This window comes from Fluctibacter halophilus, assembly GCF_020687825.1.
Classification (GTDB): domain Bacteria; phylum Pseudomonadota; class Gammaproteobacteria; order Enterobacterales; family Alteromonadaceae; genus Fluctibacter; species Fluctibacter halophilus.
Genome location: NZ_JAJEWP010000001.1, coordinates 17,837 through 36,695, shown reverse-complemented (window position 1 = coordinate 36,695; position 18,859 = coordinate 17,837). Strand labels below are relative to the sequence as shown.

The window sequence follows — 18,859 nt, the reverse complement described above, 5'->3', positions numbered from 1 at the left end:
CTCTTTAGTTCCCTGCCGGTGCGAACACCGATGCATTCAGGGTATTAGCCACCGCAAAGCCACTGCCTTCCAGTTGACCGCAACCACGTATCATGAACACGTGGCAACTTATATTACTGCCACCGATGACATTGCTGGATCCCAGGCACGCCCTCTCTTGTAGAAATGCGGTACGCGACCAACTGCGCAGCGCAGGCGCAGTGTCATAATAACCGTCGGTGGTATGTTCGGTGCCGGTGGTAAGGCCACCGACCGTTAATGTCCGGTTAGCCCAGTTGGCATTGTCAAAGCAACTGATGTCCTGCACCGCAGGGTCCAGTGCCGGTAACTGACGAGCCTCTGACAATGGGTCAACCAAAGCCGGCGCCGCCAGCAGTGTTTCATCTTCGGATTCAAAAACGACCCCGGCTATCGCCGCCTCTGCAGCGTCAAACGCCAGGGAGCTTTTTTCCATCGACTGGGCCATCTTGCTCTGCATCAAACTGCTCGACACCGACGCCACACCAAGAATCGTTAGGCTCATCAGCACCAGTAATGCAAAGACCATGACCAGGCCACGTTGTTGGGTAAGATTAGACTGCATCATACTTTTCGATTCCGCATAAAATTCTTCACGTTGCGCAGTGTGACGGTCGTTTCAAACTGCTTGTACAGGTGATTGCTGGGTGCATTCATCGCATCTTCATTGAGCAACTTAAACTGCGGCAGCGGGGCAATTTCTACGTTCCCCTCACCCTTGATCAGTAGCGCAATCCGGATCGCGACGACCTGACTGTTAACCGCCAGTTCCGCGGCCAGTTGATCGGCCCTGACAAACTGCACCGGACGGGCAGAGTTATCATTGGTCACAGCGCTGTTGGTGATCCCATACAGCACCTGAAAACTGTGCACTTCGTCCAACAAGGTATAGGCCGCATCGCCATCATTCCCTTCGGGCGCCTTCTGGCCTCTGAGTACGCGTCCATCGTAACCCCGGCACTTCAATTCAGTACCTTCAACAAAATATTGATTAACCACATAAAACTCTTCGCCTGCTGCCGCATCGTAACCATGGGTGACGCCACGGCAATCGGCGTTGGTCAATAAGCTGACCACCAGAGTGTCATTGCCCCCGCCGGCACCTTGTGTCGCACCAATGGCCGCGGCGGCATCAAAATCCCCCGGCAAGGGGATCGGGTGATTCCAGACAAAATTCGCTTCATCAACCACATCGACATCGCGATTGAGATCCGCTGACAGCAGATCATAGCGTCCGGTCATCAGCAGTTCCTGGCGCATCCGCGACATGATGAACCGTCCGCCTTCCTGGGCAGATGCCATTGCCCGGTTCAGCCGTTCAGTGACACTGTTACTGACCATCACCTGAATAATGGCACCTGAAATGACCAGCCCCAGTGTCAGAGCGATCATGATTTCGATAAGACTGAAGCCGCTGTTGCGATGGTTCGACATACTCATAATGTAATTTCCACCACCACACAGTCATGGGGCGTTGAGCGCCCCTCATTGCATTCGGCATTCAGCACCCGCTCATTGTCCTGCCAGCTCTCTACTGGCCAGGCCAACATCACCCTGTGCCGGGAACCGGCGCTGCACAAATCGGTATCGCCGCCGTCATTGTCATCACAGGTCAGCACCACCTCGATGCCCGGATTCACCGCAACGGCGGCGCAACTGGCCTCATAGGCATCAAAGGCAGCCAACTCAGCCGCTGAACAACTGTTGCCGCGACAATCGGGCACACCCGCAGGGATTTGCAAACAAAAACAGGCAAACGGTAAACCGCCACCGGAACAGGACAAACCATTGAAGTTATAGATATCCGCATTGAAATAGGCATTGTCGACCACCATGCCGTCACCCACCTGGGACATCACGGCGCTGGCACGCAGTCGCTCACTCAGTTGCTGAGCAACCATCACCGACTGGGAGCGGCTCAGAGCATCCGAGTTACTCAGCGAACTGATAAATTGCAGTGACGCGACGCCGAGCAGGCCAACTGACAAAATGAACAGGGTCACCAGCACTTCAATCATGCCGACCCCGGTTTGTCGCTGTTGCAGCGTATTTGAACGTTGAATTCGCATAGGTTTCTGTTACCGTCTATCAATTCACTTATCTAGTGTAGGACACAGTCAGTGAGACTTGCCTACTAAGCAGTGTACGTGTTTTTTCGCAAGGGTTGGGTATATCCGCCCATTACTGAGTATCGGCAGTACTCAAGTGGTTGTTAATTAAGTTGTTTGCGAATTTCAGCCACAGCGTCAGGGGCCAGAAATGTCCTCTGGCGCGATACTCGGCAAGGGCCGTGAAAGGGCTTGGTTTAGGAAAAGTTCATAGCGTTCACCGCGATACCACCAGTGGATCCGCAATTGCAGGTACTTTACATCGGCAACGGCCCCCCGATAAGGTGATGAAGACTGCCACACGTCGCCCACACCATCACCGTCCCTGTCCGCCCGGAACCAGTCCGTCACCTGCCAATGTAGCGTCAGCGCCAGAGCAGGCGCTCCCTGTTCGGTACCAGCCATGATGTCCCCCGCAGCAATACCGAGGGCTTGGTCGTCTTGCAAGTACATAAAACCGGCCAGTGCGCCTTGGGAATGCTGAGCAGTGCCGAGTCGTGCTTGCGCCGCAGTGTTTTGCAACACATTGCTGGCGATGTAGTGCTGCTTAAGCACACGATGATGGTGATGTAACGCGGCCACTGCCGACAACACGGCAGCGCTGACAATGCCGAGCAGCACCGTCAGACAAAGGGCTTCATAGATAACAAAGCCACCGGCAACCGGTCTATTGTTCAATCAAGCTCCCCTCGATAACGGCGCTACGCTGCAATACGGCCAGGCGCGACAAGGTAGCCAATATGGCGGGGGCAAACTGCACCCGAACCCTTCCAGGCAACCCATCAGCACTGTGGGAAAACACCGCAGCCCCTACAATGCCTGACGTGTCGGCCACCTCAATTCGGGGTAATCGCTCGGCCAACGGGTCGTGTAGACTGATCAACATGCCCACCAGGCGGGCGTCCGCAGCAAACCGCACGTCGCCCCGCACAATCAGTAACAGCGGGTGTTCCTCAGAGCCAATGTGTTGGTGGTATGATAGGGAGCAATCGCCGTCCACCCACACCAACCCCGAGAGAGAAGCAGACCAGTTATCACAGTTGGCCAGAATGGCATTTGCGGTGTTGCGCAGTGCGATTGGGGTCGCCACGAAGGGGGCAAAGTGGTGTGCCAGCAACGAATCCGGCATTGCCTGAGCAACCCGCTCCTGCGCTGACAACGGCTGCAATGATGCACACCCCTGCTGCCAGAACGTCACTGCAGCGCAGCGCTGCACATTCACGACGTGGGACGGATTTTGCGGCAGCCATACCAGCGGCATGGCGACATCAGTTGCAAGCGCTATCTGCAATTGCTCTCCCGGTATGGCCGCCAGGGTTAACCCCGCCTCCGGAAGCCGTTTCAGCAATGCAAACAACGCCAGTTGCGCACCGTGACGCATGTGACGCTGCTGATGGGAAGCCGACAATGTCCACAACCCGTCAATGATTCCCCCGGAAACCGGCACAAACGCCGTCTGCGATTCGACCGGCATAGCGGCAATCTGGGCGGGCAATTGCGCCATTGCTGGCTGAGGAATGCGAAGACCCGACACACTGTATTGCAGCGCCGTTCTGGTGTGATACCAGGCTTGTCGCCCTTGCCAATATTCAGAGAATGCCTGTACATTCCGGTTTGCAGTAAACATGGCACTTGCCAACAACAACAGGCTAATCACAACCAATGTCAGGGCCACGCCGCTGACAATCATCCCGCCCTGCACGGCCATAAAGCGACTACCGGACCCGGACATTGTCCAGCATCCAGGTTTGTTGCAGGGTCACCTGCTGGGACGAATTTGCGGCTGACCGCAGTGCCAGTGAGACCTGAATTGCGGTGCTATCCGACGAGCCAAGCGGGACCGGCACAAAACGTAGCTCGGTGACAAGCACATCCTGCACATGGGTGACATCATGCCAGCCAGACGCCTGACAATCACCACCACCAACCCGCACTTCCAACGCGCCATCATGCAAGCGATAGCCATAGCTTTCATCGTCTTCTACGGCATCGATCCGCCCATTGTGGTTGCGATCATAGGCGAACAACACACACGCCTGGTCCTGTCCGATTGTCAACGCAATGTTGCCCGTATCGACATCGGGCACCTGCCCGGTTAACGCCTGCAGTGAATACTGACCCCCTCCGGCTCGCTGGACTTCCCGTTGCATAACGAACATCCACAACTGCGCGGTACGCAATACATTGATGTGTTCACGCTGCAACTGGTACACCATCATGACCTGACGCGCCAGCACGCCCGCGCACAGGATCACCACCGAGGACAAGGCCAATCCCAGCAGCATGCCCAACCAGGTCAGTCCCTGAACTTGGTGCGGCGTCAGCATGATGCCAGTCCAATGATTGCACCATCGACACCACAGCGCCGTACACGGCCATGATTGCTGATAACCAGCTCCCCTGCTACGCCGTCCCGACTGAACTGCCAACGTCCTGCGTGGCCAACGCTGAAGCCACGTAAGCCATCAAAACGCAAGGCCTGACCGGGGGCGAAGGTATGTGCTGACAGGCTGACCGCGCCGTTTGCTTGCCCCAGCAGATTGACGCTGCGTTGATTAAATTGACAATCGTTGGCCTGCAGGCAATCACAGGGCCACTGTTGGGTGACAGCAAGACACCACGGCCGCCCCGGACGAAAAGCCACCCACACAGGTTGCCCACTGGCCAGCGCCTGTTCACGGGCGTAGCGAACCAAGGTCTGACTCTTGTCCAATGTACTGCGTACCTGCCAATGGGAAACCAGATGACCGATGGGAGCTGCTCCCAGGACCGCCAGCAGCACTGTCACGGCAATGACCATCAATAACTCAATCAGTGTGAGCCCACGTCCAGTTTTAAGCATTTCTGTACGTTCCCTGTATGCCTGCTTTCTACACTGAAAAGACTAAGCGCCAGGAACGCATTTCGCCCTGCACGGAGAGACAGAAATGGCACAAAACAGGACTATCCTAGTACCCAATCCCCGACAGACGGGCTTTCAGATCATGGATGTGCTGTTGACCATGGCGATTGTCGCCATACTGCTTTCCATTGCCGTTCCGAGCTATCAGCAACAAGTGCTCAAAGCCCGACGACAGGCGACACTCTTGCACATGCAGGTGCTGGGACTGCGACAGGAGGCTTACCACCTGCAACATGGAACCTATGGTGAATTGGGTGATCTGGAGGTTGAACCAAACGAGCACTATGACTTCAGTGCTGAGAATGTGGGGAACGGCACCTACCGTTTGATTGCGACGGCTGTCGGTCAACAGCAGGAAGACCGGGCGTGTCAGCGACTGAGTATGGATCAGTCGCTCAACAAAACACCGGCCGATTGTTGGTAAGCGGGTGTATGACTAACTGACCTGCTTAATACGAAGCTCTTTGGGCACGGCGAACTCGATGCTTTCTTCCCGTCCGGGACGCTCCACCGCGTCGGTTGCTCCCCAGGCTTTGAGCCGTTCAATACAGCCTTTCACCAACACTTCGGGTGCGGAAGCACCAGCGGTGATACCTACATGCTGTACACCGTCCAGCCAGTCTTTCTGGATGCAATCCGCGCTGGCAATCAGGTAGGCTCGGGCGCCGATTTTTTCGGCCAATTCGCGCAAACGGTTGGAGTTGGAGCTGTTCTGAGCCCCCACCACCAACAGCACATCACATTCACTGGCCAGGCCGCGTACCGCATCCTGACGGTTTTGGGTGGCATAGCAGATATCGTCTTTACGGGGGCCTTCTATGGCGGGAAACTTTAACCGCAGCGCGTCAATCACATCGGCAGTGTCATCCACCGACAATGTGGTTTGGCTGCAATAATACAGGCTCTCAGGGTTTTTAACGGTCAGCGAGTCAACGTCCTGCACCGATTCCACCAGATAGATGCCACCGTTGGGGTTGTCATACTGGCCCATTGTACCTTCAACCTCAGGGTGCCCCTGGTGGCCGATGAGAATACACTCGGTACCCTTTTTGCTCGCACGCATGACTTCCATGTGCACTTTGGTAACCAGCGGGCACGTTGCGTCAAACACCTTTAATCCCCGTGACGAGGCTTCATTGCGCACTGCCTGGGACACGCCATGGGCAGAAAAAATAACAATACTGTCGTCCGGCACTTCGTGCAGTTCGTCAACAAACACGGCGCCACGCTCGCGCAACCCGTCGACCACAAACTTGTTGTGCACCACTTCGTGACGCACATAAATCGGCGGCGCAAACATCTCCAGCGCACGTTCAACAATGGTGATGGCCCGGTCTACGCCGGCACAAAAACCACGGGGGTTGGCCAGATGGATCTGCATATTACGCCTCGTCTCGTTGAGTGATCTGGACGATTTCCACGTCAAAAATTACGGTTTGTCCTGCCAGCGGGTGGTTGAAGTCAACCGTCACCGAATCACCCTGCACATCGCGGATGATGCCGGGAACCTGGTTCCCGTCAGGGCCTGAAAAAGCGATGATCGCGCCCACTTCAACCGGCGTATCGGGGCCAAACCGGCTCCGATCCATGTGGTGGATATTGTCTGGGTTGGGCATACCAAAAGCATCTTCAGGGGCGAGCTCGAACGACTTTTTCTGCCCTTCGTGCAGACCCAGCAAGCAGGCTTCAAAATTTGCCGTCAGGCTGCCATCGCCCATTACCAGCTTGGCAGGTTTGTTGTGCACCCGGGTACTGTCTGCGGCAGAACCATCAGGCAGTTTCAGGTCAAAATGCAGCACCACTTCGCTGTGCTGATTGATGCAATCAGTCATGGGCCTTCTCCTGATTTTGCTGCGCCTCGGGACGGAACATATCCCACACCAACAATACCGCACCGACACAAATGGCGCTGTCGGCCAAATTAAACGCAGGCCAGTGCCACTGCTGATAGTAGACATCAATGAAGTCGACCACAAAACCGTGGATAAGGCGATCGTATACATTGCCCAGTGCGCCACCGAGGATCAGCGAAAAGGATACCGGCAACAACACATGCTCGCGGGGCGATTGCTTTAACCAGCGCAGGATCAACACACTGACTACCGCGGCAATGGCGGTAAAGAACCACCGTTGCCAGCCACCGGCATCATGCAAAAAGCTAAATGCAGCGCCGTAATTACGCACGTAGGTCAGGTTGAAAAAACCGGTGATTTCAATCGCCTGATACAAATCGATGTTGGCAAGTACCAGTTGCTTGGTCCACTGATCCAGCAGCACCACCAGCACGCTGATCCACAAAAAGCGTAATCCAGTCTGGGTAAACGCGCTACGCATAAGCTCTTTGCTCTCCCTCGCCATCAACGTTGTCGACACAACGGCCGCACAGTTCAGGATGGGCCGGATTGGCGCCGACGTCTTTGCGGTAGTGCCAGCAGCGCACACATTTCTCGCCATCTGAGGTGGCAATCGACAGCCATAGGCCGTCAACATCGGTCTCACTGGCGTCGGTCGGTGCTGCATCTACGGCTTGCACCGTAGCGGCAGACGTGATCAGTACGAAACGCAACTCGTCTTCAAGGCGGGACAATGTCTCAGCCAACGCCGGTGTCGCATACAGCGTCACTTCGGCTTGCAACGAACCACCGATCGTGCCCTGCTTACGGGCTTGTTCAATGGCATGGTTAACCGCATCTTTTACCGTCAGGACCTGTTGCCAGAAAGCGTGGTCCATCGCCCCTTCCCCTGCACCTTCAAAGCCAGTGTACCAGGTTTGGGTAAACACATATGGGTCGCGCTTACCGGGCATTTCCTGCCAGATTTCCTGCGCGGTGAAACTGGTCACCGGTGCCATCCAGCGCACCAGCGCTTCAGCGATGTGATAGAGCGCAGACTGACAGGAACGTCGGGCGTGGCTGTCTGCTTTGGCGGTGTACTGGCGATCTTTGATCACGTCCAGATAGAAACTGCCCAGCTCGATAGAGCAGAAGTGCATCAGTTTCTGGGTTACCACCAGCAAATCATAACGGTCGTAGGCATCGATGATTTCCTGCTGCAGTGCAGCAGCACGGGACACCACCCAGCGGTCCAGTTCGACCATCTGATCGTGTGGCACCACATCAGTCGCCGGATCAAAACCGTTCAGGTTAGCCAGCAGGAAACGTGCAGTGTTACGGATACGGCGATAAGCATCGGCGCTACGCTTGAGAATTTCATCCGACACAGCGATTTCACTGCGGTAGTCGGTTGACGCTACCCACAGACGCAGGATATCTGCGCCCAGCTTGTTGATCACCTGTTGCGGCGCAACCGTATTACCGATGGATTTGGACATCTTGCGTCCTTCACCGTCGACAGTGAAGCCGTGGGTCAACACCTGCTTATACGGCGCATGGCCTTTCTCTGCCACGCTGGTCATCAGGGACGACATGAACCAACCACGATGCTGGTCTGAACCTTCCAGATACAGGTCTGCGGACGCTGGAATATCATCCCGTGAGTCAACCACAAAGTGGTGGGTTACCCCCGAATCAAACCACACATCCAGGGTGTCCATGACCTTCACGTAACTGTCGGCATCGCTGCCCAAAAACGCTTCCGAGTCGATATCCCACCACGCCTGAATGCCCTGTTTTTCGACTTCGCAGGCTACACGTTCAATCAACACATCGGTATTGGGGTGCAGATCGCCGGTGTCTTTGTGCACAAACAATGCGATCGGCACACCCCAGGTGCGCTGACGGCTGATACACCAATCCGGACGGCCTTCCACCATGCTTTCAATGCGGCTTTCACCCCACTCAGGGATCCACTGCGTCTTATGAATTTCTTCGATGGAAGCTTTACGCAGACCGTTCTTGTCCATGCTGATAAACCACTGCGGCGTGGCACGGAAGATGATCGGTGTTTTGTGGCGCCAGCAATGGGGATAGCTGTGCTCGTACGCATGATGATGCACCAGGGCATGTTTTTCTTTCAGCAATTCAACGATGCTGTCATTGGCTTTGAACACATGCTGACCGGCAAACAACGGAGTGTCATCCAGATACACACCGTTGGCACCCACCGGATTTACCACCGGCAGATCGTAACGACGACCAACGTTAAAATCGTCAACACCGTGACCGGGTGCGGTGTGCACACAACCGGTACCGGAATCGGTCGTCACATGGTCGCCCAACACGACAGGTACCTGACGGTCGTAAAACGGGTGCTGTAGCAACATCTTGTCCAGTGCGTCACCGTGGCAATAACCCAATGCGTGGTAATGTTCGATGCCGAACCGATCCATACATTCGGTGACCAGCTCAGAGGCCAGGATCAGGCGTTGTTTACCACTTTCAGTCTCGGCCTGTACCAGGGTGTACTCCAGCTTCGGGCTGACACACACCGCCTGGTTGGCCGGCAGGGTCCATGGCGTGGTGGTCCAGATCACAACGGATACCGGTCCCTCGCCCACATGGCCTTCAGGGTGTTTAAACGCCTCGACCATGGCATCGGCATCCACAGCCGCAAAGCGCACATCAATTGACGGCGATTGCTTGTCTTTATATTCCACTTCCGCTTCAGCCAGCGCAGAGCCGCAATCGGTACACCAGTGCACAGGCTTGAAGCCCTTCTCCAGGTGACCCGCACGAATGATGCCGCCCAGGGCGCGAATGATGTCGGCCTCGGAGCTGAAGTCCATGGTTTTGTATGGCTTGTCCCATTCGCCCAACACACCCAGGCGAATGAAATCTTTTTTCTGACCGGCGATCTGCTTTTCCGCATACTCGCGACACTTCTGACGGAACTCGGCCGCCGTCACTTTCTTGCCCGGCTTGCCGACCTTCTTTTCCACCTGTAATTCGATCGGCAGACCATGACAGTCCCAGCCTGGCACATAAGGCGCGTCGTAATCAGACAGGGTCTTGGCCTTAACAATCACGTCTTTGAGGATTTTGTTCACCGCGTGACCAATGTGAATATCACCATTGGCGTAAGGAGGGCCATCATGCAGGACAAAGGGCGTTTTGCCCGCTTTGGCCTGGCGGATCTGATGATACAAATCGGCATCAGTCCAGGCTTGCAGCATGTCCGGTTCGCGCTGTGCCAGATTTCCACGCATAGGAAATGCGGTTTCCGGCAGGTTTAACGTGTGTTTGTAATCGCTCATTGACGGTAAAATCCAACGTTGACTTATTCGTAAAAAATTATGCTATGCCCAAAATCTGACGGGCTTGCGTGGCATCCTTCTCAATTTGCTCACGCAGTGCCTCAAACGAGGCAAAGGATTGTTCATCGCGCAACTTTGCGCTGAACGTGACGGCTATTCGGCGGCCGTACAAATCGCCTTGATACCCAAACACATGGACCTCTAGCTGTGCCCGTTGCCCATGCACAGTCGGTCGGGTGCCTATATTGGCCACGCCCGGCCAGCGCTGTCCATCCAAATGGACATTGACGGCAAACACCCCATGCACCGGGGTTTTACACCGTTTCAGCAACACATTGGCTGTGGGAAAACCGATGGTTCGTCCCTTCTTATCGCCATGTACCACTTTGCCATTGATTGAAAACGGGCGTCCCAGCATGTCTTCCGCCACGCTGAATTGATCCCGGGCCAACGCGCCGCGGATGGCTGTTGAGCTGATGCGACAATCGGCGAGGCGAAAGCTGTCGGTACTGACCACGGTAAAATCACTCTGACGACCAGCCGCTTCCAGCATCGCAAAATCGCCCTGACGGCCTTTGCCGAAGCGAAAGTCATCGCCAACGACCAGAAACCGTACACCCAGTTGCTTGACCAGCAGGTCCTGGATAAAAAAGTCCGCGCTTTGCCCGGCAAACGCCTGATCAAAGCGGATACACAATAATCGATCGACCCCCTGCGCCCGCAGTAACTCATACTTGTCACGCAGGCGACTCAACCGCGCAGGCGCCTGCGCCGGGGAAAACACTTCTTCGGGCTGGGGTTCAAACACCATCACCGTTGCCGGCAATCCCATCGCCCTGGCCTGCTTGACCAGATTGCCCAGCACCGCCTGGTGACCAAGATGCACACCATCAAATTTTCCAATGGTCAACACGCAACCGCGATGTCTTTCACGGATGTTGTGCAGGCCGCGAACTAACTCCACTGCTTTCCCCGAAATGGCCGAACAGATTATTGGACAGATCCAAAAGCGGGGATTATAACCAATTGGCGGCTGAAAGAAAGGGACGCCCCCCCTTCAATGCCCCGATTTTTAAGCCCCGCGCACGTCTACATGACCCCGATAGTCGCGAGGCCTGACACCCAGGATCAGCAGTACAACAAAAAAGGTGAGTCCACCAACGCCAATCAGCCCGCCCAACAGCAGCGCTTTGTCCGCCAGCGAGCGGCTCAGCCAATCGGCAATGGGCGGGGTCAGATACAACAGCGTCGCCGCCATGGCAACGCTGGCCAGCACGATACGAAGTACCAGACTCAGGGTGTGATTCGACACCCGGTAGACGCCCTGGCGATGCAGGGTAATGTACAGCAATAAGGCATTGAGGCTGGAAGACATCGCCGTTGCAGTGGCCAGCCCCACGTAACCAAACGGGATCGCCAGTACCAGGTTAAACACCATATTGGCGGCCATACACCAGATCCCAAATTTGACCGGCGTTTTGGTGTCCTGACGTGAGAAAAAGCCCGGCGCCAACACTTTCACCAGCATGAAGCTGAGCAAACCGGTGGAATACGCAATCAGGCTGTAAGAAGCCATCGTTGCATCCTGTGGTGTGAATGCACCACGCTGGAAAATGGTTAACAGCATGGGTTCGGCCAACACCGCCAACCCGGTGGCGGCAGGAATGCCTAAGATGCAGACCATTTTAACCGCCCAATCCATATTGCCGGCAAACGCGGCGTCGTCCTTGGTCACATGGTTGCTGGACAAGGTGGGCAGGATCACCGTGGCGATGGCAATGCCGAACAATCCCAGCGGAAACTCCAGCAGGCGGTCAGAATAATACAACCAGCTGATTGAGCCGGTCATCAGAAAGCTTGCGATCAGGGTGTCAAACAGCAGGTTAAGCTGACCAACGGAGACACCGAACAGCGCCGGGATCATCAGCTTGCGAACTTTTTGCACCTGCGGGTCGCGCCAGCCCCACTGGGGCTTAACCAGCACACCTGCCCGGTACAGAAACGGTAACTGGAACACCAACTGCAGCACGCCGCCCAGAAACACGCCCCACGCCAGTGCAAAGGCAGGCTGCTCGAACTGCGGTGCCAGCCAGATGGCGCAGCCGATAATGGCCACGTTCAGCAATACCGGCGTGAATGCCGCGACGGCGAAGCGGTTTAAGGTATTGAGGATAGCGCCGGACAAGCCGGTCAGGGATACAAACAACAGGTACGGAAAAGTGATTTTGAGCATGCTGCTGGCCAGCAGGTATTTGTCCGCCCCTGGTCCGTCGTTGAGATATTCCACAAACCAACCGGTACCGAACAAGGCCGCCAGCAACGGCGAGCCAATCACGCCGACCAGGGTCACCAGTGTGACAATTACCCCAAGGCTACCCGCCACGCGGGCGATAAACAGGCGCAAATCACTGAACTCGCCCTGGTGTTTGACTTCACTTAAAACAGGAATAAACGCCTGGGCGAACGCGCCCTCGGCAAACAGGCGGCGCAGAAAATTGGGGATCTTGTTGGCAAAAAAGAACACATCGGCCGCCGCACCGGCGCCCATCAAATTGGCCACCACCACATCACGCAGCAAGCCCAGCACACGCGACAACAATGTCATGGTGCTGACAATGATGCCTGATTTTAGGAGTTTCCCTGACACCCTAAAGACCCTTTAACCACAAAGGGTTCCATTATGCGCGACGCCTCTGGTCGGCGTCTACGCCTGAGGGTAAAAATAGGCGCTAATTCTGGTCGCCGATATGCTCCAGTAACTGGGCTGACAATTTGACAAAGTCTGACGACGTCACCATCCCAATCAAACTGCCTTTGTCATCGACCACCGGCAGACAGCCGTGCTTGTTGCGCAGAAAAAACGGCGCCACTTCAATCAGCGGATCATCGGCCTGGGCAGTGTCGAAGTCTTTCACCGCCACTTCCAGGATACTGGTGTCCTGTTCATGCTCGGCCAGCGCTTCGCTGCCGTATAAGGACAACAGGCTGATCACTTTCGCCACCAGGCTTTTCTGGGTGACGATGGCCAACACCTTGCCGGTCAGCGGGTCCACCACCGGCAAATGGCGAATGCCTTTCTCTCGGGTAATCTGGTGCGCATCCGCCAGGCTGGCCTGAGCGGTCAGTTTTACCAATCGTCGAGTCATGATGTCCGACACCTGGGTCGGTACGTCAGTCCGCGCTTGCGCCATACACAATCTCTCCCTTCGTTTACATCGCTAAGCATAGCCTATTCAGTATATACTTTAACCCCAGGCCGCCGACACGCAAAGGATAAACGACCCGGCTTTGATCCACTGCAAAGCCTGATTCCGCGTGCAGGGTTTATTTTCAAAAAACGGGTAATTATCGCCCAAAACTGTTTGACAATTGGCCTGTAACTAGGCACAATCCGCACCCTTGAATTTTGACGTAAATTTTTTTGGGAGTTTACCTTGGCTAACATTAAGTCTGCTAAGAAACGTGCTATCCAGGCTGAAAAGCGCCGTCAGCACAATGCGAGCCGTCGTTCGATGATGCGTACTTACCTGAAAAAGGTAAACGCTGCGATCAAGGCTGGCGACAAAGAAGCAGCTCAGGAAGCGTTTAGCGTTGCTACTCCTGTTCTGGATCGTATGGCTACTCGTGGCCTGATCCACAAGAACAAAGCAGCACGCCATAAGAGCCGCCTGTCAGCTCAAATTAAAGCAATCGCTTAATCGCTGCTTGCTTTAAAAGAAAAGCGCCGCTGGCGCTTTTTTTGTGCCTGCGATTTGTCATCTCACGGTCAATGGACCGTCATCTCCTCGTCAAACTGACAACCTAACCTTGTAAGCCCATAAGCCAGCAACAATGCAATGGACACATTATGGGCACACACTACAAAACCGTCTGGTTGTCGGACATCCATCTGGGCAATAAAGACTGCAAAGCCGATTACCTGCTCAACTTCCTCAGCCATACCCATATCGACACCCTGTATTTGGTCGGTGACATCATCGATATGTGGGCGATGCAGAACCGCATGCATTGGCCAGACAGCCACAATCAGGTATTGCACCGATTGATGACCCTGTCGCAACAGGGCACCCGAATCGTTTACCTGCCGGGCAACCACGACGCGCCGCTGCAGAAATACGACGGCATGGCCTTCAGCAACGTAACCGTCAAGCGCGAACACATTCACGTCACGGCCCAGGGCAAACGCCTGCTGGTGCTGCACGGTGATCAGTTTGATGAGGAAGTGTGCTTTGGCCGGATACACGCCTGGATTGGCGACAAGGGCTATGACCTGCTGCTGTTCCTGAACCGCTGGTACAATCGCCTGCAAACGGCCCGCGGCCGCCCCTACTGGTCATTGGCTGGCTACATTAAGGGACATATCAAAGGGGCCGCGAAGGCGATTGCCCGTTACCGCCAGGCTTGCATTGACAGAGCACGTACACTGGGGCTTGACGGCGTAGTGTGTGGTCACATACACCACCCGGAAATCCTCCACATCGATGGCCTGACCTATTTCAACGATGGCGACTGGATTGAGAATTGCTCGGCATTAACCGAAGACCATCAGGGCAACCTGCAATTGTTGCGCTGGACCTCCCAGCAGGGCCGCGGTGAAGTGATTGATCTGCATACCGAACCGTCTTCAGGGTGCAACGTCGGAAAACCTCAGGCGGCCTGATAACCCGTGCGGGTGTCATGAAAGTGACATCCCGCCCACACCAAAGTGTCACATACTCCACCTAACCTGACGGGGATAACAGCAACGATAAAAAGAGCGCCTATGTTTACCGTGAATGACGTCCTCGCGAAGCATTACCCGCACATCGAAACCCATCCCTGGCTGCACCGTCCTTTAAGTTTTGTTCTCAGGCACCTGTTGCATGAGCGGGAGATTGTCGAATTCGGCGAGAACTACCCCCACCACACCGGGTTGGATTTTATTGAGCAGGTCCTTGCCTACTTCAACATCAGTTATTCGGTACGGGACGTCGAGAAGGAACGCATTCCCAGCGAAGGTCGGGTGGTGATCATTGCCAACCATCCGATTGGTTCACTGGATGCGCTGGCCCTGATAAAGCTGGTCAGTGAAGTGCGTCATGACATCAAGGTAGTGGCCAATCAGATGCTGATGACCCTGACGCCGCTGCACGAGTTGTTGTTACCGGTGAATAACATGCAGGGTGGCACCCCCAAAGAACACCTGCTGAACATTCAGAAGCACCTCGACAACGAAGGAGCGGTACTGATTTTCCCCGCCGGCGAAGTGTCCCGGTTGCGTCCTCAGGGTGTACGCGATACCGCCTGGCGCAGTGGCTTTCTGCGCATTGCCCGGCAAAGCCAGGCACCGATTTTGCCGGTGTTTATCGATGCCAAAAACTCGCCGCTGTTCTACGGCGTGTCGATGCTGTACAAACCCCTGGCGACCCTGTTGCTGGTCAAGGAAATGTTCAAACAACGACGCAAGCATCTGCCGATGCGCATCGGTGAGTTGATCCCTTTTACCGCCTATAACCAAACCAAAGTGGCGCCCAAGCAGCTACTGAAGTTATTCAAACGCCATTTGTACATGGTCGGTGCGGGCAAAACCGGCATCTTCAAAACCCAGAGCGCCATTGCCCTGCCCGAAGATCGCAAAGAACTGTCCCGTGCCATCAAACAACATTGCGAATTGCTCGGTGAAACCGGCGACGGTAAACAGATTTATTTGTATCACCACCGGGGCAGCTCGCCGATCATGCGAGAGATTGGCCGTCTGCGTGAAGTGGCCTTCCGGGCGGTGGGCGAAGGCAGCAACCAGCGCCGCGATATCGATAAATACGACAATGATTATATCCACCTGATCCTGTGGGATCGGGACGACCTGGAAATTGCCGGCGCCTACCGGTTCGGTGCGGCCGATCAGTTGATCAAAACCAAGGGGCTGGATGGCCTGTATTCCGCCACCCTGTTTGACTATGGCCCTGAGATGGATGAATACCTGTCGCAGGGCCTCGAATTGGGACGCAGTTTTGTGCAACCCCGCTATTGGGGCAAACGCAGCCTGGATTACCTGTGGTATGGGATTGGTGCCTTCTTACAACGCCACCCCCACTACCGTTATTTGTTCGGCGCCGTCAGTCTCAGTGATGCCTACCCCAAGGCGGCCAAAGATTTGCTGGTGCTGTTCTACAGCACCTACTTTGGCAACGATGAACAGTGGGTCAAGGCCAAGCTTCCCTACGATCTCCCTGCCGGTCTGGCCGACGCCTTCTGTGGCGACGATTACAAAGCCGATTTCAGCAAGCTCAAACACTTGCTTGCCAACATGGGTGTGGCGGTACCGACGCTGTACAAGCAGTACACCGAAACCCTCGAACCCGATGGGGTGCAATTCCTGAGTTTTAACATTGACCCGGATTTCAGCCATTGTGTGGATGGCCTGATCCTGGCAGACGTGACGCGCCTCAAAGCCAAGAAGCGAGCCCGTTACATGCCAGAGCCGACAGACAACCAACAGCGCCAGCGCGCCTGACGCGCCCCGATTGATTTACCGAATTTTCCAGATTGCCTGCTATGCTAGTAAACGTTAATCGGTAAACACAAAGGGACACATAATGAAAAATACACGCCGAACGATGTTACTGGGCCTGCTGATCAGTGCCGTCTTCACTGCACAGGCGCAGGTCACCAATGAAGAACGCACCGAAGCAGAACGGGAAGCGCTCAAAAAAGAGCGGGAAATGGCCCGTGAAGCCCGTAAAGTGGATCTGGAACGGGACAAAGCCGAGCGGGAAATGAACCGCGAAGCCCGCAAGGCGGACCAGGAACGGGACAAAGCCGAACGGGAAATGGACCGCGAAGCCCGTAAAGCCGACCAGGAACGGGACAAAGCCGAACGGGAAATGAACCGCGAAGCCCGCAAAGCAGATCGGGAACGGGATAAAGCCGAGCGGGAAATGAACCGTGAAGCTCGCAAGGCAGAGCACAAGAAAGACAAACACAAATATAAAGATAAAAATAAAGACAAAGACAAGCGTAAAGACAAAAAAGACGACGATGACGAAAAATAGAAAAAGCGGCCCTACGCCGCTTTTTTTTACGCCTGATTTCCACTCCCAGGTGTTAGGGGGGCTTAGAGCGATTAGTGGACCTTAAACCGTTATCAACCTGGCCATTTGTCTTGCGTTGAAACGGACATTGCTCCCATATTCAGGAAAACGAGCAAACAGGTCGTTTTCGTTCAGGGCGTCATCTGTACTGCTTGTTGCATCGCTGCACTGACAAGCTTTCCAGAGACCTGATATCAATGGTCAGAGGACATATACGCGCAAGCTTGTGGTAGAAAAACGCGCAAATTGCGCACTATTAAATTGTTATGCGAAATCATGCATTGTGCTATTGAGAGGAAATCTTGAAACTTAAAGAATTTGATCTTTGGGCATATAAGTTAGAGTTAGATGATTCGAGAGCTTTCACACTCGAAAGTAGGTGTGTTTGCGCACATTTTGAAAGGCATTTTAAAGGCTTAGAAACGGAAAGTGTTTATAGGGTAGTTGTTAAGCTGAGTGAAGGAGACCCTAGAGATGGGACGCTCGAAACAAGTAGCTCTGTCCTTAAATACTACCAGTCATTTGATTTTGACTCCTTCAGGAAACTCAATCCCATTGAAAAAAAGGAGCTGCTATTATCTAAGCTTTATAACTCCCTATTGAGTTTGTGTGAGGCTAATGGCTGGGCGAAAGAGCCATTTGAAAAGGCAAGATCTAGTGTCATAGAAGAAAGGTTTTTAAACTCATATGAAGTAAGTCGGAAAAACAATCCAAACCGCAGTATGGTTGCAAGCCTAAATGCAGAGCATACTGCGGAAGCATTTAGACTAGACATCATCGTCACTGATAAGTCAGGCAAAGAAATCTATAAAAATACAGTTCTTTCTGAAGAGCCAGATGAATTCTTTTTTAATGGTAGAATCGGTCGAATTCGGTGGGAATCGAGTAATGTTTTGAACTACATTGCCAAAGATAAAAGCATCTTAGAAACTATTAGATTCGATGAGCAAGCTTAACAATTGAAATCGCATAACAAGGCAATCGTGCATCACTCCGGCTCTTTCGGTGCCTCCGTTGGACATTCTTGTCGCTCATTGCGGCATTAAAAACCAGCTGTTCAATCAAGGCAACCGTTCGATACTGAGCCAATCAGCGTCCACTACTGGCACATTGCCTCCACCCACAATTCCCCCTAGGATAGTGGCAATAGGCCTTCAATAAGGAATCGCCATGAACATTGTCTGCCCCCAATGCCTAGCCACCAACCGTGTGCCAGAGCAACGTCTGAATGACGCGCCGGTGTGTGGTAAATGCAAACAGGCACTGTTGCCCGCAGCGCCCATCAGTGCCAGTGATGACAGCTTTGCCCGCCACATTGAGCGTTCCGACTTGCCGGTGGTGGTGGATTTCTGGGCGTCCTGGTGTGGTCCCTGTGTGCAGTTTGCGCCAACCTATGAAGCCACTGCCCGGGCCATGCATACCCGCGCTCGGTTTCTCAAGGTCGACACCGAAGCGTGCCAGCAGACTGCGGCCCGGTTTGGGATCCGCTCCATCCCCACGCTGATGGTGTTTAAACAAGGTCGGGAAGTCGACCGTGTGGCAGGCGCTCTGCCGGGCGCTCAGTTTCAGCAGTGGCTATCGCAGCACCTGTAAAACCACCCCATGACAC

At 54.5% G+C, this 18,859-nt stretch carries 21 protein-coding genes; 7 read left to right on the top strand and 14 right to left on the bottom strand.

The features are described 5' to 3' along the window. Positions 1–4: 4 nt before the first annotated feature. The 7 genes from LJ739_RS00190 to LJ739_RS00160 all read right to left on the bottom strand — a co-directional run bounded on the left by LJ739_RS00190 (position 5) and on the right by LJ739_RS00160 (position 4,968). Positions 5–586: a PilX N-terminal domain-containing pilus assembly protein gene (locus LJ739_RS00190; RefSeq protein WP_229156581.1), complete on the bottom strand. Its 582-nt coding sequence runs from the start codon at positions 584–586 to the stop codon at positions 5–7. Continuing rightward, complete coding sequence (locus tag LJ739_RS00185) at positions 583–1,458, bottom strand: PilW family protein (RefSeq protein ID WP_229156580.1); 876 nt, start codon at positions 1,456–1,458, stop codon at positions 583–585. The genes LJ739_RS00190 and LJ739_RS00185 overlap by 4 nt, the downstream gene beginning before the upstream one ends. Continuing rightward, positions 1,455–2,087 (bottom strand): prepilin-type N-terminal cleavage/methylation domain-containing protein, encoded by a 633-nt coding sequence (locus tag LJ739_RS00180; RefSeq protein WP_229156579.1) that lies wholly within the window; start codon positions 2,085–2,087, stop codon positions 1,455–1,457. The genes LJ739_RS00185 and LJ739_RS00180 overlap by 4 nt, the downstream gene beginning before the upstream one ends. Before the next feature lie 177 nt (positions 2,088–2,264). Next, entirely contained in the window at positions 2,265–2,804 is a 540-nt protein-coding gene (locus LJ739_RS00175) for a hypothetical protein (RefSeq protein WP_229156578.1), read from the bottom strand. Beyond that, complete coding sequence (locus LJ739_RS00170) at positions 2,794–3,858, bottom strand: hypothetical protein (protein ID WP_229156577.1); 1,065 nt, start codon at positions 3,856–3,858, stop codon at positions 2,794–2,796. Before LJ739_RS00170 ends, LJ739_RS00175 begins: the two co-directional genes overlap by 11 nt. Further along, positions 3,842–4,453, bottom strand: a complete 612-nt coding sequence (locus tag LJ739_RS00165) for a hypothetical protein (RefSeq protein WP_229156576.1) — start codon at positions 4,451–4,453, stop codon at positions 3,842–3,844. Before LJ739_RS00165 ends, LJ739_RS00170 begins: the two co-directional genes overlap by 17 nt. After that, positions 4,447–4,968 carry a GspH/FimT family pseudopilin gene (locus tag LJ739_RS00160; RefSeq protein WP_229156575.1) on the bottom strand — a complete coding sequence of 174 codons (522 nt, stop codon included), beginning with the start codon at positions 4,966–4,968 and terminating at the stop codon, positions 4,447–4,449. The genes LJ739_RS00165 and LJ739_RS00160 overlap by 7 nt, the downstream gene beginning before the upstream one ends. 85 nt (positions 4,969–5,053) lie before the next feature. Between LJ739_RS00160 and LJ739_RS00155 the strand changes: the two genes are divergently transcribed. Beyond that, positions 5,054–5,452 carry a type IV pilin protein gene (locus LJ739_RS00155; protein ID WP_229156574.1) on the top strand — a complete coding sequence of 133 codons (399 nt, stop codon included), beginning with the start codon at positions 5,054–5,056 and terminating at the stop codon, positions 5,450–5,452. Positions 5,453–5,464: 12 nt separating this feature from the next. Here the strand turns inward: LJ739_RS00155 and ispH are convergent, their stop codons facing one another. From ispH to LJ739_RS00120, 7 genes are all read right to left on the bottom strand, one after another. Further along, entirely contained in the window at positions 5,465–6,409 is a 945-nt protein-coding gene (gene ispH, locus LJ739_RS00150; protein ID WP_229156573.1) for a 4-hydroxy-3-methylbut-2-enyl diphosphate reductase, read from the bottom strand. Position 6,410: 1 nt separating this feature from the next. Continuing rightward, positions 6,411–6,860: an FKBP-type peptidyl-prolyl cis-trans isomerase gene (gene fkpB / locus LJ739_RS00145; RefSeq protein WP_229156572.1), complete on the bottom strand. Its 450-nt coding sequence runs from the start codon at positions 6,858–6,860 to the stop codon at positions 6,411–6,413. Next, entirely contained in the window at positions 6,853–7,362 is a 510-nt protein-coding gene (lspA, locus tag LJ739_RS00140) for a signal peptidase II (RefSeq protein ID WP_229156571.1), read from the bottom strand. Before lspA ends, fkpB begins: the two co-directional genes overlap by 8 nt. After that, entirely contained in the window at positions 7,355–10,180 is a 2,826-nt protein-coding gene (ileS, locus tag LJ739_RS00135; RefSeq protein ID WP_229156570.1) for an isoleucine--tRNA ligase, read from the bottom strand. The genes lspA and ileS overlap by 8 nt, the downstream gene beginning before the upstream one ends. Positions 10,181–10,217: 37 nt before the next feature. Continuing rightward, complete coding sequence (gene ribF / locus LJ739_RS00130) at positions 10,218–11,144, bottom strand: bifunctional riboflavin kinase/FAD synthetase (RefSeq protein WP_229156569.1); 927 nt, start codon at positions 11,142–11,144, stop codon at positions 10,218–10,220. A 108-nt stretch (positions 11,145–11,252) separates the two neighbouring features. Further along, on the bottom strand, positions 11,253–12,827 hold the full coding sequence (gene murJ, locus LJ739_RS00125) for a murein biosynthesis integral membrane protein MurJ (protein WP_229156568.1): 1,575 nt from the start codon (positions 12,825–12,827) through the stop codon (positions 11,253–11,255). 82 nt (positions 12,828–12,909) lie between these two features. Continuing rightward, the gene (locus tag LJ739_RS00120) at positions 12,910–13,371 is read right to left on the bottom strand and encodes a CBS domain-containing protein (RefSeq protein ID WP_229156567.1); all 462 of its coding nucleotides are present in this window, start codon (positions 13,369–13,371) and stop codon (positions 12,910–12,912) included. 243 nt (positions 13,372–13,614) lie between these two features. On the opposite strand from LJ739_RS00120, the gene rpsT reads away from it, so the two are divergent. The 6 genes from rpsT (at position 13,615) to trxC (ending at position 18,843) form a co-directional block, all read left to right on the top strand. Continuing rightward, entirely contained in the window at positions 13,615–13,878 is a 264-nt protein-coding gene (gene rpsT, locus LJ739_RS00115) for a 30S ribosomal protein S20 (RefSeq protein ID WP_229156566.1), read from the top strand. Positions 13,879–14,027: 149 nt separating this feature from the next. Next, positions 14,028–14,840 (top strand): UDP-2,3-diacylglucosamine diphosphatase, encoded by an 813-nt coding sequence (locus tag LJ739_RS00110; protein ID WP_267494108.1) that lies wholly within the window; start codon positions 14,028–14,030, stop codon positions 14,838–14,840. Between the two features lie 102 nt (positions 14,841–14,942). Continuing rightward, positions 14,943–16,673, top strand: a complete 1,731-nt coding sequence (locus LJ739_RS00105) for a GNAT family N-acyltransferase (RefSeq protein ID WP_229156565.1) — start codon at positions 14,943–14,945, stop codon at positions 16,671–16,673. An 82-nt stretch (positions 16,674–16,755) separates the two neighbouring features. After that, on the top strand, positions 16,756–17,211 hold the full coding sequence (locus tag LJ739_RS00100) for a hypothetical protein (protein WP_229156564.1): 456 nt from the start codon (positions 16,756–16,758) through the stop codon (positions 17,209–17,211). Between the two features lie 341 nt (positions 17,212–17,552). Then, positions 17,553–18,206 carry a hypothetical protein gene (locus LJ739_RS00095; RefSeq protein WP_229156563.1) on the top strand — a complete coding sequence of 218 codons (654 nt, stop codon included), beginning with the start codon at positions 17,553–17,555 and terminating at the stop codon, positions 18,204–18,206. Positions 18,207–18,420: 214 nt separating this feature from the next. Then, the gene (gene trxC / locus LJ739_RS00090; protein WP_229156562.1) at positions 18,421–18,843 is read left to right on the top strand and encodes a thioredoxin TrxC; all 423 of its coding nucleotides are present in this window, start codon (positions 18,421–18,423) and stop codon (positions 18,841–18,843) included. The last annotated feature ends 16 nt before the right edge of the window (positions 18,844–18,859 follow it).